This window comes from Desulfosporosinus sp. FKB, assembly GCF_002196705.1.
Classification (GTDB): Bacteria; Bacillota; Desulfitobacteriia; order Desulfitobacteriales; family Desulfitobacteriaceae; genus Desulfosporosinus.
The window spans coordinates 40,389-65,782 of sequence record NZ_NADJ01000026.1 but is presented as its reverse complement, the minus strand read 5'-3'; the positions used below and the strand labels follow the sequence as shown (position 1 = coordinate 65,782).

The 25,394-nt window shown below is 44.0% G+C and carries 20 protein-coding genes; 12 read left to right on the top strand and 8 right to left on the bottom strand.

The window, feature by feature from the left end:
• Positions 1-4: 4 nt before the first annotated feature.
• The 3 genes from B5Y67_RS07895 to hypD all read left to right on the top strand — a co-directional run bounded on the left by B5Y67_RS07895 (position 5) and on the right by hypD (position 4,675).
• Entirely contained in the window at positions 5-1,069 is a 1,065-nt protein-coding gene (locus B5Y67_RS07895; protein WP_242975903.1) for a glycyl-radical enzyme activating protein, read from the top strand.
• 2 nt (positions 1,070-1,071) lie between these two features.
• Entirely contained in the window at positions 1,072-1,977 is a 906-nt protein-coding gene (locus tag B5Y67_RS07890; protein ID WP_170932628.1) for a glycyl-radical enzyme activating protein, read from the top strand.
• 340 nt (positions 1,978-2,317) lie between these two features.
• On the top strand, positions 2,318-4,675 hold the full coding sequence (hypD, locus tag B5Y67_RS07880) for a trans-4-hydroxy-L-proline dehydratase (protein ID WP_088225906.1): 2,358 nt from the start codon (positions 2,318-2,320) through the stop codon (positions 4,673-4,675).
• A 335-nt stretch (positions 4,676-5,010) separates the two neighbouring features.
• Here hypD and B5Y67_RS07875 read toward each other — a convergent pair whose 3' ends face one another.
• From B5Y67_RS07875 to B5Y67_RS07865, 3 genes are all read right to left on the bottom strand, one after another.
• Positions 5,011-5,364, bottom strand: coding sequence for a CGGC domain-containing protein (locus tag B5Y67_RS07875; RefSeq protein ID WP_088225905.1), 354 nt, complete (start codon positions 5,362-5,364; stop codon positions 5,011-5,013).
• 231 nt (positions 5,365-5,595) lie between these two features.
• The gene (locus B5Y67_RS07870) at positions 5,596-6,615 is read right to left on the bottom strand and encodes a proline racemase family protein (protein WP_242975902.1); all 1,020 of its coding nucleotides are present in this window, start codon (positions 6,613-6,615) and stop codon (positions 5,596-5,598) included.
• A gap of 15 nt (positions 6,616-6,630) precedes the next feature.
• Positions 6,631-7,626 (bottom strand): ornithine cyclodeaminase family protein, encoded by a 996-nt coding sequence (locus B5Y67_RS07865; RefSeq protein WP_088225904.1) that lies wholly within the window; start codon positions 7,624-7,626, stop codon positions 6,631-6,633.
• 170 nt (positions 7,627-7,796) lie between these two features.
• Here B5Y67_RS07865 and B5Y67_RS07860 point away from each other — a divergent pair, with 170 nt between their 5' ends.
• The 7 genes from B5Y67_RS07860 to polC all read left to right on the top strand — a co-directional run bounded on the left by B5Y67_RS07860 (position 7,797) and on the right by polC (position 17,644).
• Positions 7,797-8,102, top strand: coding sequence for a (2Fe-2S)-binding protein (locus B5Y67_RS07860; protein WP_088225903.1), 306 nt, complete (start codon positions 7,797-7,799; stop codon positions 8,100-8,102).
• Complete coding sequence (locus tag B5Y67_RS07855; protein WP_088225902.1) at positions 8,099-9,193, top strand: FAD-dependent oxidoreductase; 1,095 nt, start codon at positions 8,099-8,101, stop codon at positions 9,191-9,193. Before B5Y67_RS07860 ends, B5Y67_RS07855 begins: the two co-directional genes overlap by 4 nt.
• Positions 9,187-9,690, top strand: coding sequence for a 4Fe-4S dicluster domain-containing protein (locus B5Y67_RS07850; RefSeq protein WP_088225901.1), 504 nt, complete (start codon positions 9,187-9,189; stop codon positions 9,688-9,690). The genes B5Y67_RS07855 and B5Y67_RS07850 overlap by 7 nt, the downstream gene beginning before the upstream one ends.
• Positions 9,680-9,967, top strand: a complete 288-nt coding sequence (locus B5Y67_RS07845; protein WP_088225900.1) for a (2Fe-2S)-binding protein — start codon at positions 9,680-9,682, stop codon at positions 9,965-9,967. The genes B5Y67_RS07850 and B5Y67_RS07845 overlap by 11 nt, the downstream gene beginning before the upstream one ends.
• Positions 9,951-11,099: an FAD-binding oxidoreductase gene (locus B5Y67_RS07840; protein ID WP_088225899.1), complete on the top strand. Its 1,149-nt coding sequence runs from the start codon at positions 9,951-9,953 to the stop codon at positions 11,097-11,099. Before B5Y67_RS07845 ends, B5Y67_RS07840 begins: the two co-directional genes overlap by 17 nt.
• Before the next feature lie 79 nt (positions 11,100-11,178).
• Entirely contained in the window at positions 11,179-12,810 is a 1,632-nt protein-coding gene (gene pruA / locus B5Y67_RS07835; RefSeq protein ID WP_088225898.1) for an L-glutamate gamma-semialdehyde dehydrogenase, read from the top strand.
• A 490-nt stretch (positions 12,811-13,300) separates the two neighbouring features.
• Positions 13,301-17,644 (top strand): DNA polymerase III subunit alpha, encoded by a 4,344-nt coding sequence (gene polC, locus B5Y67_RS07830; RefSeq protein ID WP_088225897.1) that lies wholly within the window; start codon positions 13,301-13,303, stop codon positions 17,642-17,644.
• A 129-nt stretch (positions 17,645-17,773) separates the two neighbouring features.
• On the opposite strand, the gene B5Y67_RS07825 is transcribed toward polC, so the two are convergent.
• Positions 17,774-19,495 (bottom strand): sigma 54-interacting transcriptional regulator, encoded by a 1,722-nt coding sequence (locus B5Y67_RS07825; protein WP_242975901.1) that lies wholly within the window; start codon positions 19,493-19,495, stop codon positions 17,774-17,776.
• A gap of 274 nt (positions 19,496-19,769) precedes the next feature.
• Between B5Y67_RS07825 and B5Y67_RS07815 the strand changes: the two genes are divergently transcribed.
• Positions 19,770-20,840, top strand: a complete 1,071-nt coding sequence (locus B5Y67_RS07815; RefSeq protein ID WP_088225894.1) for a DUF2157 domain-containing protein — start codon at positions 19,770-19,772, stop codon at positions 20,838-20,840.
• Entirely contained in the window at positions 20,837-21,343 is a 507-nt protein-coding gene (locus tag B5Y67_RS07810) for a GDYXXLXY domain-containing protein (RefSeq protein ID WP_088225893.1), read from the top strand. The genes B5Y67_RS07815 and B5Y67_RS07810 overlap by 4 nt, the downstream gene beginning before the upstream one ends.
• On the opposite strand, the gene B5Y67_RS07805 is transcribed toward B5Y67_RS07810, so the two are convergent.
• The 4 genes from B5Y67_RS07805 to B5Y67_RS07790 form a co-directional block, all read right to left on the bottom strand.
• Entirely contained in the window at positions 21,281-21,889 is a 609-nt protein-coding gene (locus tag B5Y67_RS07805; protein WP_088225892.1) for a hypothetical protein, read from the bottom strand. The two genes, B5Y67_RS07810 and B5Y67_RS07805, sit on opposite strands and share 63 nt — an antisense overlap.
• A 144-nt stretch (positions 21,890-22,033) precedes the next feature.
• The gene (locus B5Y67_RS07800) at positions 22,034-23,647 is read right to left on the bottom strand and encodes an ATP-binding cassette domain-containing protein (protein WP_088225891.1); all 1,614 of its coding nucleotides are present in this window, start codon (positions 23,645-23,647) and stop codon (positions 22,034-22,036) included.
• A gap of 52 nt (positions 23,648-23,699) precedes the next feature.
• A complete protein-coding gene (locus B5Y67_RS07795; RefSeq protein ID WP_088225890.1) occupies positions 23,700-23,948 on the bottom strand; it encodes a hypothetical protein in 249 nt (82 codons plus the stop codon).
• A 76-nt stretch (positions 23,949-24,024) separates the two neighbouring features.
• Entirely contained in the window at positions 24,025-25,377 is a 1,353-nt protein-coding gene (locus tag B5Y67_RS07790; RefSeq protein ID WP_088225889.1) for an ATP-binding protein, read from the bottom strand.
• Between the last annotated feature and the right edge of the window lie 17 nt (positions 25,378-25,394).

Genomic DNA, 25,394 nt, shown 5'->3' with positions numbered 1-25,394 from the left:
GGTTGTGACGGAACTGGATATGACTAAAATGCCATCCCCGAGGTCTCTTGGAGACCCTGTAGGTGCTGCCTTAGGTTTCGCGGAATCTCCAATTGAAACACAGGCTAATACGTCTGAAGAATTAATGGGATCTGTTCTCAGAATCGAACGGGCATCAATCCACGACGGGCAGGGGCTGCGGACTGTGATTTTCCTTAAGGGCTGTCTTCTGCGATGTCAATGGTGTTCCACACCCGAATCTCAGAGACCAGACCCGGAAAGAGGTTATGTTTCTGATCGCTGTAATGGCTGTGGTACATGTGTTAGTCTCTGTCCCCAAGAAGCTCTTGTCATATCTAAGAGAGAGCGCAAAGTCATCAGCGATTACTTAAAATGCCGAAAATGTTTTACTTGTGCAGAAAAATGCCCGCAGAATGCCATGAAAAAATACGGGCGTTTAATGTTGGTATCAGAAATAGTCCGAGAAATCTCCAAGGATGAGATTTTCTTTTTTTATTCGGGCGGCGGTGTTACTATTAGTGGTGGAGAGCCTTTAGGCCAATCTGAATTTGTCTCCAAAGTATTAAAAAGGTGCCGGGAACTGGGAATTCATACAGCCATGGAGAGTAGTTTTTACGCCTCCTTTGAGAGTATCTCGAAGGTTTTGCCTTGGCTCAATCTTTTATACGTTGATCTAAAACATATGAATAAAGAACTACATAAACAATGGGTGGGAGCAGATAATTCTCAGATACTCGATAATTTGAGGAAGGTCGATGCTTCTGACGCTTCCCTTGATATTATTGCGCGCATCCCTTTGGTTCCGGGAGTTAATGACTCAGATTCGAATCTCCTTGCCGTTGCGGAATTTTGCCAATCCCTGCGGAAACTTCAAGAGATCGAACTCTTGCCCTATCACCGGCTTGGCCTGGAGACCTATAGAAGTCTCCAGAGAGATTATTCTTTGCCAGATGTGCTGCCGCCGGCGCGGGAAAAAATCATAGAACGAGCTATATTTCTTGCCCAACAAAACCCTGGAGTACCAATCAGAGTTGACGGTGAGTTGATAGCTGGACAGACGGGGTGTTGAACGTGACAAATGGTAAGATCATCAATATCATGAAATATTCTATTCATGACGGCCCAGGTATTCGAACGGCAGTTTTCTTTAAGGGCTGTCCTCTTAATTGCCTTTGGTGTCATAATCCGGAAAGTCAAAAGTATGACCAGGAGCTGTTCTATTGGCCGGATCGCTGTATCGGCTGCGGACAATGCCTGGAGAGTTGTTCCAGTGGCGCGATTAGGCTGACGTCCAATAAACTGGACTATAATCGCGCTCAGTGCAAGGTATGCGGGGATTGCTGTACAGTCTGTCATGCCGGAGCGAGAGATCTGGTGGCTAAAACTATGTCTGTAGGTCAGGTCATGGCCGAGATTGAAAAAGATTTGGTCTTTTATGATGAATCGGGAGGTGGAGTTACTTTTTCAGGTGGAGAAGCCTTGATGCAGCCTATCTTTTTAACAGAACTGCTTCAAGACTGCCAAAAGAAGGAGATAAACACAGCAGTAGAGACTTGCGGCTATGTTAAGCCTGAAATTCTCCAAACAATCAGCCCCAATGTTAATCTCTTTTTATACGATTTAAAACTCATGGATTCTCAGAGACACCAATACTACACCGGGGTGCCGAATGAACTTATCCTGGAAAATTTGCGCTGGCTGACAGAGCACCATTCTAAGGTTCTTGTTCGTGTACCGATCATTCCCGGCTGTAATGATGATAAAGAAAACCTTCACCAACTTGGAGAATTCGTTGCCTCCTTGAAAAGAGTTCAAGAACTTCATTTGCTGCCCTATCACCGGGCTGGTGTAGATAAATACAAACGGTTGGGTCTGGAATATCAGCTGCCGGACATCCAAGCTCCTGAGAATGAGCAGATGGAGCGGATCAAAAGTGAGTTGGAACAGTATGGGTTAAAGGTTAAAATCGGTGGTTAGTACTGAAAATTAATCATCAAAAAAGAATGGTTGGGCTGAACTTTAGTGTTGCATTTTATATAAGTGGGGGTGGATCCTTCGTTAACTTCAGGTGGGGTAGAGTCCTCCTTCGCCGCTAAGTATTCCAATTGGGAAAGGCGGCTCGGCAATAATGTCCACTGGACATTATTGTATCTGAAGCCCCGATGTTCAGCTTTAGCTAAGCGAGTTCACTGGTTATGTATTAAAATCTTAAAATGTAAAGTAATTCAAGCATTATTTTTAGGTATTGGTATTTTGAGTATTAAGGTAATAGAAGTATCAAGAAATGTTGAAGTTTCCGAGGGGAGGAAAGGTCGAAATGAATGAACGAGTAACCATGCTCCGGCAGCAGAGTTTAGAAACCGAAGCCTATATTTCAGCGGAAAGGGCAGAATTGATGACGGAATTTTATCGTCAAGCCAACAATACCTCCGTACCCGTCCGCAGGGCGTTGGCCTTTAAGTACATGCTGGAGCGCAAAGAGATTTGCCTCAATCCGGGAGAATTGATCGTAGGGGAGAGAGGGCCTGCGCCCAAGGCGACTTATACCTATCCTGAACTTTGCTGTCACTCTCTTGAGGATTTAGATATTCTTGACTCACGGCCCAAGATTTCTTTTAAAGTAAGTCAGGAGGTTCGTGATGCTTACGAACAGCGAATTATTCCCTATTGGCAAGGAAATTCTATACGTGATTTGATTTTTCAGGAGATGTCCGAGGAATGGAAAAAAGCATATGATGCCGGTATTTTCACGGAGTTTATGGAACAGAGGGCACCAGGCCATACCGTTCTTGATGATAAAATCTATCGTTTCGGCTTTTTGAATTTTATCCGGAAAATTGATGATCACTTGGCAAGGCTGGATTATTTAAACGATGCAGAAGCGTATCAGAAGCAGGAAGAACTAAAGGCCATGAGGATCTGCGCTGAAGCGATCATTTCATTTGCTGAGCGGTATGCCCAAAAAGCTAAAGAAATTGCCCAAATTGAGACAGACCCGTTGCGCAAGGTGGAACTGGAAACCATTGCCGAAGTATGTTCCCATGTTCCTGCCCATGCCCCGAGAAATTTCTGGGAGGCTCTGCAGGCTTACTGGTTTGTTCATCTCGGTGTTATCCTGGAACTTAATACATGGGATGCCTTTAACCCGGGAAGGCTGGATCAGCATTTATATCCTTTTTATAAGAAAGGTTTAGCTGATGGGACTTTGACCGAAGAAAAAGCAAAGGAACTTTTGCAGTGTTTTTGGGTCAAGTTTAACAACCAGCCGGCACCGCCTAAAGTGGGGGTAACCGCAGCGGAAAGCGGAACTTATACGGATTTCGCCAATATCAACAGCGGCGGACTTAAAGCGGATGGGTCGGATGGAGTCAATGATGTCACTTACCTCGTTTTAGAGGTCATCGATGAAATGCGCCTTTTGCAGCCCAGTTCCAATATTCAACTGAGCAAAAAGAATCCTGATCGTTTTATCAGAAGAGCGGCTCGCATCATCCGCAAAGGCTGGGGTCAGCCTTCCGTCTTTAATGCCGACTCTGTGGTTGAAGAATTGCTGCGCCAGGGTAAATCCATTGAGGACGCCCGCCAAGGCGGTACCAGCGGCTGCGTTGAGACAGGCGCCTTTGGCAAAGAAAGTTATATCCTTACAGGGTATTTCAACTTGCCGAAGATTTTTGAACTGACCCTGCACAACGGGGTCGATCCGCGGACCGGTCGGCAATTGGGTCTGGAAACCGGTGATCCCCAAAACTTTAGTTCCTATGCAGAACTTTTTGAGGCTTTTCAAAAGCAGCTTCATTATTTCATTGACATTAAGGTTAAGGGGAGCAATATCATCGAGCGTCTTTATGCCGCCTATATGCCCTCACCTTTTCTGTCCATACTCATCGACGATTGCATTCTCAAAGGCAAGGATTACAACGACGGCGGTGCCCGCTATAACACGAACTATATTCAAGGCGTCGGTCTGGGAAGCCTTACAGATACCTTGTCAGGCATCCGTTGTCATGTTTATGAGCAAAAGGACCTGACCATGGAACAACTGCTGAAAGCGTTAGAGCAAAACTTCACTGGATACGAAGGAGTTCGTCAGTTGTTGCTGAACAAAACTCCCCATTTTGGCAATGATGATGATTACGCCGATGAAATCATGGTTGACATTTTCAACGCCTATTATAACGAAGTCAATGGGCGGCCAACGACGAAAGGCGGGGTTTATCGCATTAACATGCTGCCAACTACCTGCCACGTGTATTTCGGCTCGGTCATTGGTGCTACGGCTGATGGCCGCAGGGCTTGGGAACCGCTTTCCGAAGGGATTTCTCCTGTTCAGGGGTCTGATCGCTTAGGACCGACGGCGGTTATCAAATCCGCCTCGAAAATGGATCATGCCCGCACAGGAGGGACATTGCTGAATCTGAAGTTTACTCCCCAAGTAGTGGAGGGGGATGAAGGACTTGAGAAATTAGTCCAGCTCGTTCGCTCCTACTTCAAATTGAGCGGTCACCATATTCAGTTTAATGTTGTCAGTGCTAAAACCCTGCGGGCTGCTCAGAAAGAACCGGAAAAGTACCGTGATCTCATCGTCCGTGTCGCCGGATACAGCGATTATTTCTGCGATCTCAGTGAAGCCCTGCAGGAGGAGATTATTGCCCGGACAGAGCATACAGCCTTCTAAGTTCAACATAGAAAAGCAGCCTCTATATTCATTAGATCAGGTTCACCGATAAAGTGTATCATGAGATCTCGATGACGGTTTCGCTTAATGGATCATTGCTTTTAAAATTAATGTTTCTTAGGAAAATTAGCGATTAGTAATCTGAATACATTATAAAGTACCACATATCCAGAAAGAACGCCCTCCCAGTCTGCTAAAGACATCAGGAGAGCGTTTTTTTTTTATTTATTCAAAGGGTATTTTATAGTGGAAGTGTCGATTCCTTCCAGTTTTGAATACCTATACTTGTTTAAGCGTGAGTATTAAAAAACCCCGGCAAAGCCGGGGTCGAAGTATTAATAATTATGAGTGCCTAAAACGACAGGTTTACCAAATTTTGCTTCTAGTTTTGCTTTAATTCCGTCAAGATCGATTGGACAGCCGGCAGTAGTTCTTGCTTTCACGACACAGCTACCAATATGAATGGCATCAATATCGCGATCTAAATAATCTGACATTTCCATAACTAAACCGACTTTAGGCATCACTAGGCCGGGACAATCACCGCAGCTGCTGTTGCCCACAATCTGAACCGAGTCATATTTGGCAAATTCCCCCTCTTTTAGCTCAGCAGCTTTAAAGCATTTTAAGCAAGCAATACAACTAATATCACGAATTTTTGCACATGAAACAATTAAGATATTAGCCATTTATCTAATCCCCCTTCCAAAATAATAAGTAAGTATTCGGTAATAGGTCCAATTATCCTTTATTTGCTTAAATTGTAATTTGTAATGTAACCATAATTGAAGCTCTATGAAATAGACAATCCTCAAGAAATGTTAAACAATATTGTTCAAAGTGTTTAAACACTTTGAACAATATTGAACAGAATAAAACTAGTTAAGAGTGTTATACATCAAACTTTCGGGGTCTTTGCACTAACTCCCTATGATCCTAAATCCCTCAGGCAGCGGGTCCTTGGGATCAAGCACTAACTGATTAAACCCGGTGATTTGTGCTGTTCCTGATACCTCTGTAAGAATGGCAGGGAAGTCTCCAACCTTTGTTTCTGCCACAAACTTTCCTGCAAAGGGAGTGTCAATAATGCTGTAATTGAACAGGGTATCGTCCTTTTTCATATCACCTTTATGATAGTGCAGAGCAACTCTCCCGCCTGTTCCGGTTCCTGTAGGAGAACGGTCTACTTGCCCCTCGGCAAAAATACAAACATTTCGGGTCATAAGTGTGCTGCCTTCTCGGATAGGCCTTTCGTAGAAAATCGTTCCATATAGCCAATTGACCCCGGATGAGGGATGATTAAATTCCATAACTGACATTACTTTATGTTTAATTTCCATGCCGATGGAGACAAGTTTTTCGGTGTTTTCCGGGGTAACTGACAGGCTTATCTGTTTGGAATCCAAATAGACATAAAAGGCGCCGCAATAAACGACATCACCCGTAACCTCTCCGATACCTTCGACTTTGACAGTGATGTTTTCTTGATAGACAAAACAGGGGACATTTTGAAATCTAACTCGTTCTACTTCCCCTTTTTTGATATCGGCAAAGGCTGTAATTCTTCCAGCCGGTGAGTCAATTTTAACGATTGTTTCACCTTCACGAGCAACAATCATCCCGGTTTCAACAGCAACCTTGGTTACCCCAATAATACCATGTCCGCACATGGAGCTTAATCCTTCATTGTGGGTGAATAAGACTCCGAAATCTCCATCCTCTGTAACGGCAGGCACAAGAATGCAGCCGTACATTCCGCTGTGTCCCCGGGGTTCTAACATAATCATTTTTCTTAAGTGGTCATAGTTTTCCAGCATATACTGCCTTTTTTCCAGCATCGTTTTACCAGGAATAGGTGGAAAGCCGGAGGTGACAATCCTAAGAGGCTCGCCTGCCGTATGGGCGTCTATACAATGTATGTAGTGTTTAAAATTCATCATATGTTTCAATTCCTTTCAGAAATTAAAATTAAAGTTTAGTCCAATCCCTTGATTTAAAGCTTTCTGGTAGATCTCATGAGCTGTAACAATATCTAATACTGCCATTCCCACAGTTTTAAAAAGTGTAATTTCTTCGGCGGTTTCCCGTCCGGGAAGTTGGCCTGAAATAGCTTGGCCGACTTCGCCTGTAAACTTATCACTGCTGATGGTGCCGTTTTCTAAAGGAATAATAAAATCTCCGGCTTCAGCGAGGACGGCTTCCTGAGAATCAAAGAAGATCTTAGCGGCTTTCTGAAGGATAACTTCGTCGAGTTCCTGCATTGTTGGCAGATAGGAACCAATACCGTTGATATGTGCGCCGGCTTTTATTAGCTGCCCCTGGAAAACAGGCCGGTATGAAGTGGTGACAGCAGTGATGATATCGGCACCGGTTACCGCTTCTTCAGAGGTTTCTACAGGGCGAAGAAGTGTTCCAAAGTTCACTAACCGTTGCTGCATTTGTTCGCTGAAAGATCGGGCATGTTCATGGTTACGGCTAAAAATCCGGACCTCTTTAAGATTTCTTACTGTTAACATGGCTTCAAGTTGAGTACCGGCTTGGCCTCCTGTTCCAATCAACGCTCCTATTTGAGCATCCGAGCGGGCTAATAGATCGGTAGCTGCTCCGGCAGCGGCTCCAGTGCGAAGCTGAGTAAGATAGGTTCCGTCCAGGATACAGCATACTTCGCCGCTTGCTCCATCAATTAAGACCATTGTTGCTGGGACTGAAGGCTTACCCTTTTCCTGATTGCGGGGAAACACGGAAACGACTTTAACTCCCATACTGTCGAGTTCTTGGACGTAGCCTGGCATAAAAAGAGTCTGACCATCATAATCGGGTGCCTTGATATTTATCCTTAAGGGGACGACGCTTCTGCCTTCTGAATAAATTCGTAATGCTTTTTTATTTGCTTCTACTGCATCATGCATCGTGAAGATTTGTTGGATATCCCTTTGGTTCAGCAGTATCATATTACACCTCCGATTCTTTGAGCTTATTGTACTACAACATTGAGCTTATATAGAGGGTTTGAAAAAGATTTTCCCAAATATATAAAAGCTTAGTATTTGGCACAGAAATTGCAACTTAGATATAAGTTCGATTTAAGTTCGTCGATTAGGAACTGAGGAGAGTGACATCTGTGCGAATTAATGAGCATCCAATTCTGGATTTCCAGCGAGGAGAAGAGATAACCTTTTTCTTCGACGGCCAGGAAATTAAAGGTTATGCAGGAGAGACCATAGCCGCTGCCCTCCATGCAGCAGGGGTTAGGGTCTTAGGTCATAGTCCGGAAAAGCATAGGCCAAGGGGCCTTTTCTGTGCCATCGGCAATTGTTCGTCCTGCCTTATGATCGTTGATGGGGAACCTAATGTCAGGATTTGTGTGGAAAAAGTTAAACAGGGCATGCAGGTGGAGACGCAGCAAGGAAAGGGGTGCCTGCGTTGAAAGAGATAGAAGTTCTCATTATTGGCGGCGGACCGGCCGGTTTATGTGCTGCTGCAGCGGCTGCTGATTTAGGGGCCGGGGTACTTATTATTGAAAGAGATGATAAACTCGGCGGCCAATTAGTTAAACAAACCCATAAGTTTTTTGGCTCCCGCAAACAGTATGCTGGAGAGCGGGGCTATCAGATTGGAAATTTGCTGATTGAGCAGTGTTCCACTAAGGCAAAGGTTGAAGTTTGGTCAGGAACCACTGCTTTAGGAATTTATGAGGATGGTGTGGTTACCGCTGAGAAGAACGGTCAACATCTAAAAATAAAGCCGCAAAAAATTATCATTGCCACGGGTGCTTCCGAGAAAATGATAACCTTCCCCAATAACGATATGCCAGGGATCTACGGAGCCGGGGCGGTTCAAACTCTTATGAATGTCCATGGCATTGTCCCGGGACAACGCGTTCTTATGATCGGTGCCGGAAATATCGGACTTATTGTTTCTTATCAATTGCTGCAAGCAGGAGTCGATGTTGCCGCTATCATCGAGGCTGCACCAACTATCGGCGGATATTTAGTTCACGCTTCGAAGATTCGGCGTGCCGGTGTTCCAATTCTGACCTCCCATACCATTAAGGAAGCCTACGGAGGGGAAAGTGTTGAGGGCGCAATCATCTGTCAATTGGACGAGAATTGGCAGCCTATTCCAGGGAGCGAAGAGGACTTGAAAGTCGATGTAATTTGTCTGGCTGTCGGTTTGAGCCCCTTGACAGAACTCTGTTTCCAAGCAGACTGTCAGATGAACTATATTCCGGAACTTTCCGGACACGTGCCCCTAAGAAATGACTATTTGGAAACCACCCGTCCCGGTCTCTATGTAGCCGGGGACGTCAGCGGAGTCGAAGAAGCCAGCTCTGCTATGGTGGAAGGACGCCTGGCTGGAATAAGCGCTGCTTATAGTTTAGCTTACGGCAAGGATGTTGCTCCGAAACTTCAAGCTGAGGCTTTGGCAGAGTTAAGTGAACTGCGGGCGGGACCGGCAGGCCAAAAGACGATGCAAGGACTTAAAAAACTGATGGAAAAGGGGGGAGCAGGATGTTAAACAAAACCGGAATTCCCACAACTGAAGATTTAAAGACTGTCACCCCATCTCAGGAGCGGTTGAAGAAAGGGCCGGTTGCCATTATCGAATGCTTTCAAAAGATTCCCTGCAATCCCTGTACGGAAGCCTGTAAGCAGGGTGCCATCCTGCCGATGCAGGATATTAACGACTTGCCGAAAATGGACTTCGACAAATGCAATGGCTGTGGAGTCTGTCTCAGTCGTTGTCCGGGACTAGCCATTTTTGTGGTTGATGGTTCCTATAGTGCGGAGGAAGCTATGGTGAGAATTCCTTATGAATATCTCCCGGTCCCTCAGGTTGAGGAGGAGGTCGTTGGGGTTGACCGGGCCGGAAAAGAACTGGGTACCTTTAAGGTGAAAAGGATTCAGTCCGGCGGTCCGAAAAATAAAACCTACACAGTGTGGCTGGCCGTGCCCCAGGAACTGGCCATGGAAGTGCGCAGTATTCGCTTAGGAGGGGTTAGGCATGCTGGATAAGGAGACCATTGTCTGTCGTTGTGAAGATATTACTTTAGAGGAGATACAAGCCCTGATTAAGCAAGGCTACCGGACTATTGATGAAATAAAGCGGGTCCTCCGTGCCGGGATGGGACCTTGTCAGGGACGGACTTGCCGGATGTTAATTGCTCAAGAACTGTCTAAGGCCTATGGGGTTCCTGTTTCAGAAGTTCTAATGCCAACCTTTCGGCCGACGGTAAAACCAGTGAAACTGGGAACCTTTGCGGGGGGTGAATCAGTTGCAGAAAACAGCTAACGTTGTCATTATCGGCGGAGGAATTACAGGCTGCGCCTTGGCTTATGAATTGGCTCTGCGGGGTGTCAAAGACATTGTCGTTATTGAAAAGCAATACCTTGCCTCGGGAGCAACAGGACGCTGCGGTGCCGGAGTGCGGCAGCAATGGGGGACAGAAACCAATGCTATCCTTGCCCGGGACAGCGTAAAACGCTTCGAAGGCATGAATGAAGAACTGGATTATGATTTGGACATTGAATTTAAACAGGGCGGCTATCTGATGGTAGCCTATACTGAGAGTGAATGGGAGCAGTACAAAAAAAACGTGGCTGTCCAGCATAGCCTGGGGATTCCCACCAAAATGATTACGCCTCATGAAGCTCAAGAGATCGTACCTCATTTAAATATCAACGGTTTGATCGGTGCGACTTTCTGTCAATCAGACGGCCATGCCAATCCTTTTCATGTGGTCGATGCCTACTATAAAGCGGGGCGGCGGCTCGGAGTCAACTATGAAATCTATACGACGGTTACTGGCATTAAACGGGAAAAAGGCAAGGTCACCGCAGTTCAGACGACCAAAGGGGATATTAACACTTCCATCGTAATTAATGCCTGCGGTTTTGCCGCCGGTGCAATCTGTAAGATGGTTGGTTTTGAGCTTCCGCTTTACCCTCAGCGGCACCAAGCACTGGTAACTGAAGCTGTCGAACCTTGCCAAGGTCCTATGGTTATTTCCTTACATCATCGTTTGTACTGTCAGCAGACGCCTCACGGCAGTTTTATCATGGGCGTGGGCGATCCAAATGAACCTAAAGATTTTAATATTCATTCCAGCTGGGAGTTCCTTGAGGATGTTGCCCGTCAAGCCATCACTGTCTTACCTCTTTTAAAGAATCTCCATGTCGTCCGTCAATGGTCAGGCCTTTATGATATGAGCCCGGATGCTAATCCGATTTTCGATGAAATTCCCGATGCTCAAGGAATGTGGGTAGCTGCAGGGTTCAGCGGCCATGGCTTCATGGTCGGTCCCCAGACAGCCGTTCTTTTAACGCAGAAAATTCTCGGTCAGGAGTGTTTTATGCCCATTGAAAAGTTTGGTTTAGACCGTTTCCGCCGGGGAGAGTTATTGCTGGAGCCTGCCGTCGTTTAAGGCGGCCAGGATGGAGTGCAGTACTCAAACAAGTGAATAAATTTAGACTTACATGCTGAATAACAAGGAGGAATTGCAAATGAATAATGCCTATTTTGAGCTCGAATTTCCTGAGAATGAACCCGTAAAAGGGTATATGCCGGGGTCCCCGGAACGTGCTGCTTTAAAGGCAGAGCTTGACCGTCAATTGGCGAACCCTGTTGAGGTGCCGATAATTATTGGCGGTAAGGAAATACGGACCGGAAATAAAGCCCCAATGATCTGTCCACATGATCACCAAAAAGTCCTCGGTGATTACCATGTTGCCGGAGAAAAAGAACTGCTTCAGGCTATTGAAGCTGCAGAGGCCGCAAGAGAAGAATGGGAAAATATGCCCTGGGAGCACAGAGCAACGATTTTCTTAAAAGCAGCGGATCTGTTAACAGGAAAATATCGAGCTAAAGTGGCTGCTTCTTGCATGCTTGGCCAAAGCAAAAACCCCTTCCAAGCGGAAATTGATGCGATTTGTGAACTGGCAGATTTTCTGCGTTTTAATACTTACTACGCTCAAGAAATTTACAAGCAGCAGCCTATGAATACACCCGGTGTCTGGAATCGCGTCGAATATCGCGCTCTGGACGGGTTTGTAGCGGCAATTACACCGTTTAACTTTACCTCAATTGGCGGCAATCTCCCGACAGCACCGGCAATCGTTGGCAACACTGTCTTATGGAAACCGTCATCAACGGCTGTGCTTTCCAACTACTACTTCATGCAAATCTTAATAGAAGCCGGTTTACCCGCCGGGGTTATCAATTTTGTGCCTTGCAGGGGCACTGACTTTGGCAGAGTGGTGGTAAACCATCCTAAGATGGCGGGTTTCCACTTTACCGGTTCTACCGCAGTATTCAACGGGATTTGGAACCAAGTTGGCAGTAATATCGCTAAGTATGTTTCATATCCTCGTCTTGTCGGCGAAACGGGCGGCAAGGACTTTATCTTTGCCCATGAATCGGCAGATATCGAAGCCCTCACCTGTGCAATGGTTCTTGGGGCTAATGAATATCAAGGGCAGAAATGCTCGGCTGCTTCTCGTGCTTACATTCCGGAAAGTCTTTGGAGTCAATTAAAAGGGCGCCTTGAAGAGGAAATCGGCAAGATTAAGATGGGTGACGTCCGCGACTTTACCAATCTCATGAATGCTGTCATTGATCGTAATTCCTTCTTAAATATCAAAAACTATCTTGATTATGCCAGAGAATCTCAGGATGCAGAGATCATTATCGGCGGCGGCTGCGATGACAGCGTTGGTTACTTTGTCGAGCCGACGGTCATTTTAGCCAAGACCCCCAACTTTAAGACTATGGTGGAAGAAATCTTTGGACCGGTTATGACCGTTTATGTCTATCCCAATGATAAATTGGAAGAAACCCTGAAAGCCTGCGATACGGCAACAATCTATGGCTTGACGGGCGCTGTTTTTGCTCAGGACAGAGCTGCGGTTATCAAGATCGCTAAAGCTTTGGATCATGCGGCCGGAAATTTCTATATTAATGACAAGCCGACCGGTGCCGTTGTCGGACAACAGCCCTTCGGCGGAAGCCGTGCTTCAGGCACCAATGATAAAGCGGGCAGTGCCATCAACTTATATCGCTGGATAAGCCAACGGGCTATCAAAGAGATGATGGTTCCCCGCACCGTGGTTAGTTATTCTTATATGACGGAGAAATAAGTTTGCTTCGAAGGCGTAACTAAAGTGTTACAAGAAATTATCTGTGTTAAAATTGACAAGTGCAAAGACAGCGTCTTTGAGCGCGCTAAGTAGTTTCATAGAAAAAAAACAGAGGGAGATCGCTTACCACTTGATAAAAGTAGATTTGCGAAACTCCCTATTTTTTATCTAATTATTGGATAATAATTGGTAGGAAGTGAGTTCTAAAAATAATTTCGAATCAAATTATTAGGTGAACAATTCGTTGCTCTGGGGGCTTGGAGGACTACAGTCGGGGATTAGATAAGTTTTGGGCAGATCAGTTTTGCCAAGATAAAGAGGGATTCGGATAATGAAAAGAACAGTAATAGCTGGTATAATAATTTGAAGTAAAAAATTACTTAGCCAAAAATTCGTCTTTAAGTGTTCTTTGCTTGACTTTTTTAATACCATAAGTGACCAAAGTCATCTATTTCTTATTTAAAAACTTAGGAGAGATATAGGGAGTAGCATGAAAAGAATTAATGAAATTTTTAGCGATTATGAAGCAGAAGGCAACATAAATACTGCAGTTGTTGAAGCTGTTGTTTTAAACAAAAACTCAAAAATCCTGGAAATGAAACTCTGCTCCGATAAATATATCGACATTCGAGAGATTGAAGGAATTAATAAGTTTATCAAAAACAGATTGGCTTTAAATGATTCCATAATCACCATTGAGTATACGGAGGGAGCGGACAGAAAGCCTTTAGAAGAAGAACTTAAAAATATTGTCTTGTCGTTGGCGGGCAAAAATCCGGTCTTAAAATCAGCCCTCAATAACAGCGATTATGAAATAACTCAAAACGCTATCAATTTTAAGTTCAAAATAGGAATATCTTACTTATTAAAGGCTAAAGGCTACGATAGGTTAATTCAGGAGGCCGTAAAAAGCCTTTACGGCACTTCCTATCAAATAAATTTCCTTGATGACGTAAGCATTGATGAATCAATGAGAGTGCAAGAAGATGCATATGTTGAGGAAATGCTGCTGCTGCAGAAGGAAACCATGGCTGCGCCAAGCAATAACGCTCCGGTACCCCCTAAGGAAGGCCCGGAGAACAAGCGGGAAATAAAAACCGAGAGCGGCGGAAAAAAAGAAAATTCCTCTTTGATATTAGGAAGAAACACTAATATCAAGGAGTCGGTTATTAAAATTACTGATATCACGCCAGATGAGGGAAGAATCGCTCTGGAGGGCGAACTTTCCAATATAGAAGCCAAGGAGCTAAGAAGCGGAAAAACATTAATTTCCTTTGATTTGTATGACGGCTCAAGTTCCATGACCTGTAAAGCCTTCCTTAAACCCGGTGAAGACGGCGAGGTATTATCCAGGCTTAAAAAGTCCAAGGGTGTCCGCTTATCAGGTAATGCCGGTTACAGCAAATTTTCCGGGGAAGTCGAGCTTATTGCCAATACCATTGTTGAAACAGCCGGCAGGAAAAGGGCTAAACGGCAGGATACGGCAGAGGAAAAACGGGTCGAACTGCACATGCATACTCAAATGAGCCAAATGGATGCAATGACCAGTGCCACGGATTTGATTAAGCGAGCGATGAGCTGGGGCATGAAATCCATCGCCATAACGGATCATGGAGTGGTTCAGTCCTTTCCCGAGGCGCATAAGCTTGTCGGCAGAGATAATCCTGATATGAAGATTATCTACGGAGTGGAGGCTTATCTGGCACCGGATAAAAGGCCCTCCGTCACTAATCCCAGGGGACAAAGTATTGACACAACGTATTGCGTACTGGATTTGGAAACAACGGGTTTTTCGCCTGTGACAGAAAAAATTACCGAAGTGGGGATCATGAAACTTCAGGCTGGAAAGGTTATCGATCAATTCAGTTGTTTTGTAAATCCTGAAAAGTCTATTCCGGCAAGAGTTGTCGAGGTCACCAAAATAACTGATGATATGGTAAGGAATGCGGAAACTATTGAACAGGTCTTTCCGAAGATGCTGGATTTTATTAAGGACAGTGTTTTGGTTGCTCATAATGCAGAATTTGATCTTGGCTTCTTAAAGCACAATGCTGCCATTTTGGGCTATGAGTTCGATTACACCTATTTGGACACCTTGTCCTTGGCCAAGGAGGTTTTCCCTGATTTCAAAACATATAAATTAGGGAGAATAGCTAAAAATCTGGGTATTAAGGTAGAAGTCGCTCATAGAGCCTTAGATGATGTAGATACTACTGTTAAGGTCTTTATGGTTATGCTGGAAAAGCTCAAGCAAAGGGGAGCGGAAACCCTTGAAGATATAGACCGGTATAGTCACGATGAAGCAGCTACCAAGGAAGCCTATAAGAAGCTTAAAACCTATCACGCCATAATCCTGGCCAAAGACTATGTTGGTTTAAAGAATTTATATAAGCTGGTCTCTTATTCTCATTTGGATTATTTCTACAAAAAACCCCGCATTCTCAAGAGCCTTTATAATCAATACTCCGAAGGTTTAATCCTTGGCAGTGCTTGTAGTGAAGGGGAGCTTTACCAGGCTATTTTGCTGGGAAAATCCGACGAAGAAATTGAAGCCATTGCTGAGGAATACGATTATTTAGAGATTCAGCCCCTAGGCAATAATGATTATCTCGTAAGAACAGAACAGGTGCCGGACAAAGATTATTTAAAGGACATCAACAGAAAAATCGTGGCTTTGGGTGAAAAATTAAACAAGCCTGTCGTCGCTACAGGTGATGTTCACTTCATGGACCCTGAAGATGAAATATACCGGCGCATCCTGGAAGCAGGACAGGGCTTTAAGGATGCTGATAATCAGGCACCCTTATATTTAAAAACCACTGAGGAGATGCTTGAGGAGTTTTCCTATTTAGGAGCGGAAAAGGCCTATGAAGTAGTGGTTACCAACACCAATCTGATTTCTGAGATGTGTCAGCCCATCAGTCCGATTTCATCGGAAAAATGTCCGCCGCATATTGAAGGCTGCGAGCAGACAATCAAGGATATTGCCTTTAGCAAGGCTCATGAGCTTTATGGAGATCCTTTGCCGGAGATCGTCCAGATGCGGCTCGACAGGGAACTGGATTCTATTATCAAGAACGGTTTCTCGGTGATGTATATCATCGCGCAAAAGCTGGTGTGGAAATCAAATGAAGACGGCTATCTGGTTGGTTCCAGGGGTTCTGTCGGTTCGTCTGTGGTGGCCTATATGACCGGTATAACTGAGGTCAATGCCCTGCCGGCTCATTACAGGTGCCCTAAGTGCAAGTACTCGGACTTTTCCGATTATGGCTACAAAATCGGTTTTGACTTGCCAGACAAGGTTTGCCCCGTTTGCGGAGAGCCCTTGGCAAAGGATGGCATAGATATTCCCTTCGAAACCTTCCTGGGTTTTAATGGCGATAAGGAGCCGGATATTGATTTAAACTTCTCCGGTGAATATCAAGCCAAAGCTCATAAATACACGGAGGTCATTTTTGGTAAGGGGACAACGTTTAAGGCTGGAACAATAGGTACGATTGCCGATAAAACGGCTTTTGGTTATGTTAAAAAGTACTATGAGGAAAAGAGTCGTACTGTAAATAAGGCGGAAATTATCAGAATCTCCAAAGGATGTACAGGGATAAAAAGAACGACAGGGCAGCACCCGGGCGGAATTATCGTTGTCCCCAAGGGGAGGGAAATTTTTGAGTTTTGCCCGGTACAGCATCCTGCAGACGATTCGAATTCGGACATCATCACAACCCATTTTGATTACCATTCTATTGACCAGAACCTGCTTAAGCTGGACATTTTGGGCCATGATGATCCGACGGTCATAAGAATGCTTCAAGACATCACCGGTGTCGATCCTCAAAAGATTCCTATGGATGATAAAGAAACCATGTCTATATACTCCTCGACGGAGGTTTTAGGGGTAACTCCGGAGCAGATCAATTCTAAGGTGGGAACCTTCGGAATCCCTGAATTTGGCACGAAGTTCGTAAGGGGAATGCTTTTAGATACAAGGCCCACTACCTTTGCAGATTTAATCTGTATATCAGGACTTTCCCATGGCACGGATGTTTGGCTGGGCAATGCCAAAGATTTAATTGATGCAGGAACGGTTACTCTAAGTGAAGCAGTGTGTACCAGAGACGATATTATGACTTACCTTATTAAGAAGGGGCTCCCGCCTAATACGGCCTTTAAAATCATGGAGCTGGTTCGTAAAGGTAAGGCACTCAAGGACCCTGAAAAATGGGCTGAATATGAAGCGTTGATGAGGGAGCACGATGTGCCGGAGTGGTATATTGATTCCTGCCGCAAAATTAAATACATGTTTCCGAAAGCTCATGCTGCGGCGTATGTCATGATGGCCTTTAGGATTGCCTGGTTCAAGGTGCATATACCCAAGGCTTACTATGCAGCTTACTTTACCATTAGAGCAAAGGCCTTTGACGCTGAATTTATGATCTTTGGCAAAGAAAAGGTTAAGGCAAAGATGAAGGAAATTGAGATGCTGGGCAATCAAGCGACTCCTAAAGACAAGGATATGTACGATGACCTGGAACTAGTTGCGGAAATGTATGAAAGAGGCTTCAATTTCCTGCCCATTGATTTATATAAATCCCATGCCACAAAATTCCTGGTTGAGGAAGAGGGCTTAAGACCGCCCCTCAACAGTATATCCGGGATGGGGACTGTGGCGGCCGAAGGTATCTATAACGCTGTACGGGAGAAGGTCTTCAACTCAGTCGAGGATCTGAAGAAACGTGCTAAGATTGGGAATGCGGCTATTGATTTGCTCAGAGGATTTGGCTGTTTGCAAGGCCTTCCGGAAAGTGACCAATTAAGTCTTTTTGATGTCATCTGATTAAAAGGACTTAATGTGTTAATTGTTAGTTCCTATCATTCTTAATAGTTCCTAAAGAAAGAGTACCAATAAAAAACAGCCGATTTTTACGACGCTAAAAATCGGCTGTTTTTGGGATTTGGGAATTCATTACCCCAAATTGTACTGTTTAAGTTTATAATAAAGAGTTCCGCGAGAAATACCGAGAAGTTTTGCTGCGGCTGTTTTATTGCCGTGGGTTCTCTCAAGCATGCTGCAGATAGTTTCCATTTCTTTAGACTTATTATCTTGTTTAGAAGAGTTGAAGTTGATTTGGGAACGTATTGAGCCGGACAAGTGAAGGGGTTCGAGTTTGGACCGTTTAAGGGCTAAAGGCAGATATTTGGTTTCAATGATACCTTCATCAGCCAAGACTGCTAAGCGCTCGGCAACATTGTGAAGTTCGCGAACGTTGCCGGGCCAGTGATAGTTGAGAAAGGCGACGATGACGGCGGGATCGAGGGATGGCATCGGTCTGTTGTGTTTGAGAGCGGATTCGTGCAGAAAAGCTTGAGCCAATTCCGGAATATCTTCAGTACGTTCTCTGAGAGGCGGCACTTCCAAGGTAATAACATTCAAACGATAATAAAGGTCTTCGCGAAATTCACCCATTTGCATCATTTTTTCTAAATTACGGTTTGTGGCAGCAATAATGCGAGTATTGACAGTGATGGGCTCCGTTCCTCCCAAGCGATAAAAACAGCGATCCTGGAGAACACGCAGGAGTTTAACTTGGAGTCCCAGAGGCAATTCCCCAACTTCATCAAGAAAAAGAGTCCCTCCGTGAGCCAGCTCCAATTTGCCGGGTTTGCCTTTCCTTTCTGCTCCCGTAAAAGCTCCGCCGTGGTAGCCGAAAAGCTCGCTTTCGAAGAGGGCTGCGGGTATAGCACCACAATTAAGGGTAATTAAAGGTTTTTTAGAGCGGGGGCTGGCCATATGAATTGCCTGGGCGAAAAGTTCTTTGCCGACACCGCTTTCTCCAGTGATCAGAACAGTCGCTTCACTTGAAGATATTTTGCGCGCAACAGATATTGTATGACGAATGGACTGCCCCTTGCCAATAATCTTACTAAAAGGATCTTCAGGAGAGGGGATCTTTTTCTGCAGATCCCGCAGTTCGGAGCTTGTATTCGACAGTTTTTCGTTCAGTCGAACAATTTGAGTGACATCCTGCTCGCAAGATATGGCGCCAAGGATTGTTCCGTTATAGACGACAGGAGAAGCATTGATGAGCACATGGGTTCCCGGGCGAGGACTATGGTAAGATTGGCGGACGGGACGACCTTCGTCTAAGATCTTTAAGGTCTCCAAGGTTTCGAGTTCGAAGAAGTCAGCAATATGTTTTCCCAGGATGTTTCCTTGGGGGATTGAATAGGTGTCTTGAGCCACTGAGTTCCAATGGCTAACGGTTCCTTCTTTAGTAACAACGGTGACCGCTTCATTGACAGTGTCGAGGAGCGTTTCAAAAAATGAGTTTGTAATTTCACAATGTTTCAAAAGTCTATGTATTAACTGGGCCGCTGAAATAACTCCCATAATACTCTCTGAAGGATCAATAATAACCACCGGGCGAAAATCTTCAAAATGTTCTTCATAGAAGGATAGTGCTTGAGTTTCTAAGGAAGCAATTAGAGGCTTTTTCCAAGAAGAAGCCTCTATATTGAGAGACTTTGAATCTCTAACAAGGACTTCAGAGGGTTGGCCATTTTGCATCAGGACAAGATGGTGGGAATTAAGCAATTCGGAGGCCTTTGCAAGGGTTGGTTTAGAGCTGAGTATCTTAACATTTCGATCCATTAGGTCAGCAAGGAATAATGAGTTCAAATGTATCACTCCCTTGCTCTTAAACTAACATATAGAAAAGTCGTTGTCACTAGGGAGTATTTTCGTGTCAAACCATACAGAAAGTTTATGGGACAAAAAAAGGAAATTTTTCGCCAATTAAGAATAGGTATAGGTATAGGTATAGGTATAGGTAACCAAAGTTCGAATAGAAAAATCAACGCTGAAACAGTCGCACTTGTTTTAATCACAAACGAGAAAATTAACCGTTTGCTAAAAAATGATTAACTTATTTTAAGAATTAAGGGGGCTGAAAACGCTAAATATGAAGAGAGCGATTAATAAAACCAAGTTCTCCTTAATCAGCACTGAGTTAGACTATTATGGAAGGAACGGGTTGATCAGTGATCAGCAAAAGAAAGACATCCTGGAACTTTACGAAATCAAAGAAGGGCTTAATTTTATACGGACTGTAGTAACCATTGGCGCAATTCTGGTGGGACTGGGTATTTTAAGTTTAATTTCCAGCAACTGGGATGGACTCAATAACTTAGCAAAGCTCAGTATTATATTTGGGACCTATTGCGCAGCAAATGCTGCGGGATATGCTGTAACAGATCATTATCCCCGGACAGGACGAAGTTTAATTTATCTGGGTACATTAGTCTACGGTGCCGGCATTTTCCTTATCGGTCAAATGTATAACTTTGGGGGGGATTTCTCCGGGGCCTTTCTCCTTTGGGCCGTAGGAGTTGTTCCCATGGCATTTCAGCTTAAGGATAAGTATTTAATGCTGTTTGCTAATCTGCTCTTCGGAATTTACTTAACAGGGACGATTCGGCAGGGTGTTCCCTATATAGCCGTGATTGGTGTTCCTCTCTTGTATTTTGCCTTCAACTACCTTGGCAGATCAAAACTTCTTATATTCTTTGCCAACGGAGTCACTTTGGAACTGATTTTGGTTCTTTCCTTGAGATTTAAACTGGAAGGGCTTTATATTGTTGCGATCTTCTTTGTGCTTGGCCTTTTAATGTATGGAGTTAACCATAGGCTGGAGCGGGGAATATTTAAAATACAGGGCAATATTTTGCTGGGGATAAGCGGTGTTTGCTTGACAATACCGGAATTTTGGCGAGCTCTGATCCCTATGCAATCAACCCGATTAGTAAGTATCATTTTTGCTCTGGCTTTTCTCGCTTTGCTCTTTGCGCAAATAAGAAAAGGCAGTTTAATAAGTTTGATTTTTGTCTGCGTTACAATTTTCAGGTATTACATCGATACCTTTGCTTATTTACCGAAATCCTTGTTTTTTATTGTTGGCGGTTTATTGCTTCTGGGGTTCGGCTATTACTTTGAACGAATGATGAAACGATCACAAGGGGGTATATTAGTATGACTAAAAAAAGAACCTTTCTTTTGACAGCAGCAATCCCTCTCTTGATCCTTGCAGCAATGACGATAAGGCCAGAGGCAACGGTAGTTTTGGGAAAGGAAATCTTACTGCAAACTAAAGCAGTTGATCCGACGGATTTATTCCGAGGGGATTACGTCTCGATAAACTTGGCAGTTTCAGAAATTCCAGAGTCCATGGCTCCCGACGCCTTGCTGAACCTAAGAAAAAAGACCCTATATGTGAGCCTGAAGCCTGCAGGCAAGTTCTATGAAGTTGAGCGAGTCAGCGAAACAAAGCCTAAAGAAGGAATTTATCTGGCAGGGAAAATTAGAAATGATGTCTATACGCCCTCGGGTACATTTCACGTAGACTATTCTCTGGACAAGTATTTTGTGGAGCAAGGCAGCGGTAAAGATCTTCAGCAACGCTCCTATCAGGCTGGTTTAATAGGAAGGGTTAAGGTCTTCGGAGGATACGGAGTCTTGGTTGGACTGACTCCAAGTTAGCAGATTATCCCGCTGTATAGTTTTTTGGTCACTTTGGAAAGGTTGTGATGAAAAAATTTCCGGGTCAGCCAACCATACCATTGCTTTTACAGTGGCCAAACCATAGAGAATATGGTTCCACACCGCCGCATAATGGGTTTTAACTTTCGAGGGCTTTTTTAGCAGACCAATTTCCTGTCCGCCAGTATAGAGAAAAATCCAAGTTAACAGGGAGGCAACAAGCCCCTTGGCGAGATAATGATCCTTTCCGGTTTTTTTGAGAATATAGAATAATGGTATTCCTATAACAGTACCTACCGAATGATGCAGCAATTCTCCCAAAAAAACAGTAGGTTTATACTTGCTGGTTGTCGTTGGGGTTCGGAAAAAGGAAGCAGCTAAATGACCGAAGGTTGCTTCCGTTTTTTTAGTTTTGTAAAGCAAGGCATTAGAAATATCAATTGCTAGAGTACCGATGAAGCCCCCTAGGAGTCCAATGGTGATGGAATCTTGTATCTTGCCAATTTTGTTTATTAAACTTGTAGCTTTCAATAATGATTTAATCATGGCTGAATCCCCTCCGATTTGCTCAAATTAACTATAGTTTGCTCAGAAGGAATTAAATTAATTTAATGATTAGGAAATAATTCATTGGAAAAAGCCGCTGCTTTAGAAACTTCAGTTCGTAAAGCAACGGCTCTCTTGATTATTCTAGTGATACATTGTTTCTAACAGGGCTTGAACATCTTCATTTTCTAAATATTCATCAAAGGTCATTCTGCGATCGACAATTCCTTTGGGAGTTATTTCTATGATACGATTGGCTATCGTTTGCACAAACTGATGGTCTTGGGAAACAAAAAGAATATTTCCGTCCAGATTGATGAGTGAATTATTTAGAGCTGTTATAGATTCCATATCCAGGTGATTGGTCGGTTCGTCAAAGAGAAGAACGTTAGCGCCGCTAAGCATCATCTTGGCGAACATACAGCGGACCTTTTCTCCCCCGGAAAGAACTTGGGCCGATTTCAGAGATTCGTCGCCAGAGAAAAGCATTCTTCCTAAAAACCCCCGCACAAAGGATTCATCCTGATCTCGGGAAAATTGGCGCAGCCAATCGACCAAATTAAGATCCGTATCAAAGTAAGCAGAGTTATCCTGAGGGAAATAGGCTTGAGTGGTTGTAATTCCCCAACTGAATTCACCGTCATCAGGAATGATTTCTCCCATTAAAACTTTAAATAAGGTTGTTTTTGCCTGGCCGTTAGGACCAACCAAAGCAATTTTATCGCCCTTGTTCATGATAAAGGAGAGGTTGTTAAGGACCTTTTCTCCGTCAATACTGACAGTTAAGTTATTAACGGACAAGATATTGTTCCCCGCTTCGCGGTCAGGCGTAAAAGCAATGTAAGGATATTTGCGGGAGGAGGGCCTGATGTCTTCGAGAGTCAGCTTTTCAAGCTGTTTTTTACGCGAGGTGGCTTGTTTGGCTTTGGAGGCATTGGAACTAAAGCGTTGGATAAACTTTTGCAGTTCCTCAATTTTATCTTCTTTCTTTTTATTGGCCTCTCTCATTAACCGTAATGCTAATTGACTTGACTCATACCAAAAATCATAATTCCCGACATAGAGCTGAATTTTCCCAAAATCAATGTCTGCAATATGAGTACAAACTTTGTTTAAGAAATGGCGGTCGTGGGAGACAACAATGACGGTATTTTCATAGTTATATAAGAAATTTTCCAGCCAGGAAATTGACTGCAGATCTAAATGGTTTGTAGGCTCATCCAATAAGAGAATATTAGGATTGCCAAAGAGGGCTTGAGCGAGTAGAACGCGAACTTTTTCATTACCGCTCAGATCCTTCATTTTTTTGCTTTGCAGGTCTTTGGGAATTCCCAATCCCATCAGGAGTTCAGAAGCTTCAGACTCTGCCTGCCAGCCGTTAAGCTCAGCGAATTCCCCTTCTAAAACAGAAGCCCTTAATCCGTCTTCTTCAGAAAAATCAGGTTTGGCATAGAGAGCATCTTTTTCTTCCATAATTTCGTAGAGCTTGGCATGTCCCATGATTACTGTATTCAGCACGTCATACTCTTCGAATTGGAAGTGGTCCTGTTTTAAAACTCCAATTCGTTCGCCTGGAGTTAGGATGACTTCACCGCTTGAAGAATCAAGTTCCCCGGAAAGAATTTTTAAGAAGGTAGATTTACCGGCTCCGTTGGCTCCGATCAAGCCGTAACAGTTTCCAGGCAAGAATTTAACATTCACATCCTCGAATAAGGCTCGTTTTCCGAATCTTAGGGTGATTCCGCTGGTACTAATCATTAAAAAATCGTTCCTTTATAAAGAATTTTGCTTAAAAACATATTATAACATGCTATTTTAATAAAATACAGCAAATAGCAATCCCCTTTAGGCCTAGAAAGTTTGTATCCGGCCAAAGGGGATTTAAAATTTTTGAGAATATGGTCAATGAATGTGAGGAAAACCCGGTTTCCTCCAATATTTTCCTTAGAATAAGAACCCCGGTCATCGTCCTGGGAAATCCGGCGGGATATTGACATCCTGTGGATAAGGCATTTTTTATTAATTGGCAGTCAGCAATGTTTTTAAAAAAGTCATCCATAAGTGACAGCTCCTTTATTGGTTTATTACATTGTTTGTCACGGTATGAATGACTATGCATTTAAATTGACTTCGACTTAATGGACGGCAAGATGTCCTTCAATCCAGTCAACAAACTGTCTTGCCGTGCGCGCTGAACGTCCGTTATACCAAAGAGCCCATTGCAAAGCTTCTTTGTGTAATGTTGTCTGATCAATGGCTAAGTTTCGGCGGGAGGCAATTCCCTCGACAATCTTGAGGTATTGCTTTTGATCCGGAGATGAGAACACGACATTGATCCCAAATCGATCGGCAAGGGATAATTTTTCCTGCATACTATCACCGGCGTGAACTTCTTCCTCACGATTACTTGATTGCAAGCCCGCTCTTTCGCTGAAATATTCCTTCACCAGATGGCGGCGGTTGGACGTTGCGTAAATGAGGATATTGGAGGTTTTGCTTTCTAAGCCCCCTTCGAGAACAGCTTTGAGAGAGGTATAGTTTTCTTCGTTGTCTCCAAACACCAGATCATCGACGAAAAGAATGAATTTTTGCGATCGGTTATGCAGAAGCCGAAGAATTTGGGGAAAATCAGCCAAGAAGGCTTTGGGGATTTCAATCATGCGCAGTCCCAGAGGATGATATTCATTGAGGATTGCTTTGACTGTTGAAGATTTGCCGGTTCCCCGGTCACCATAGAGAAGCACGTTGTTGGCCGGATAACCTTTAAGAAATTGTCTCGTGTTTTCCAGAACCCGGGAACGTTCATCATGGTAATCGACTAAGTCACGCAGGGTAATGGGGTCGGGCCTTTCAACGCATTTAAGGCTGCCGCGGCCTTCAGTTCTCTCCCAAATAAAGGCGATACTGCGGGCAAAGATACCGCACCCATACTGACGATGAAACTCTTTGAGGTCTTGCAGGCAATCGCCCCAGCAGGGGCTTGTAAGAAATTTTTCTTTTAAGGCGCGTAAATGTTCGGGTTCGCGATTGGCTAATAGGGTCGGAGAAAACTCCCAATCAGGCAGGCTTTGCAAATAATTTTCTGTGCTGTTATTTTTATAGAGTTTTGCTATTTCGGCTTTTAAGGTTGTTGAATCAAGCTTGGCTATGGTTTCAAGGTTTTTTAGGTCATTGGCAACTGCTTGATCAAGGGCATTTTCCGGCATTGACAGGTGCATAGCCTGTGCGTTAAAGGAAAAAGAATTTTCCTCGAAAATAAGTTGGTTAAGGATATGGTGAGGGAGAGAAAGCCCAGGGCACTTAACAAGTTCGAAGTAAAAATCATTGTAATCATTAACAATGTCACGTAATTGGAGATCCATCTTCTCCAAACCTGCAAGTAACTCTCTGAGTTTTCGAAGTACGGAGTCCTCTAAAAGGTTACGGTAAACGGAAAGGGAATCAAGGGCTAATAAAAATAAATTAGTGCTGCTGCAGCTTCTATTCATTGATGATTCCTCCAATA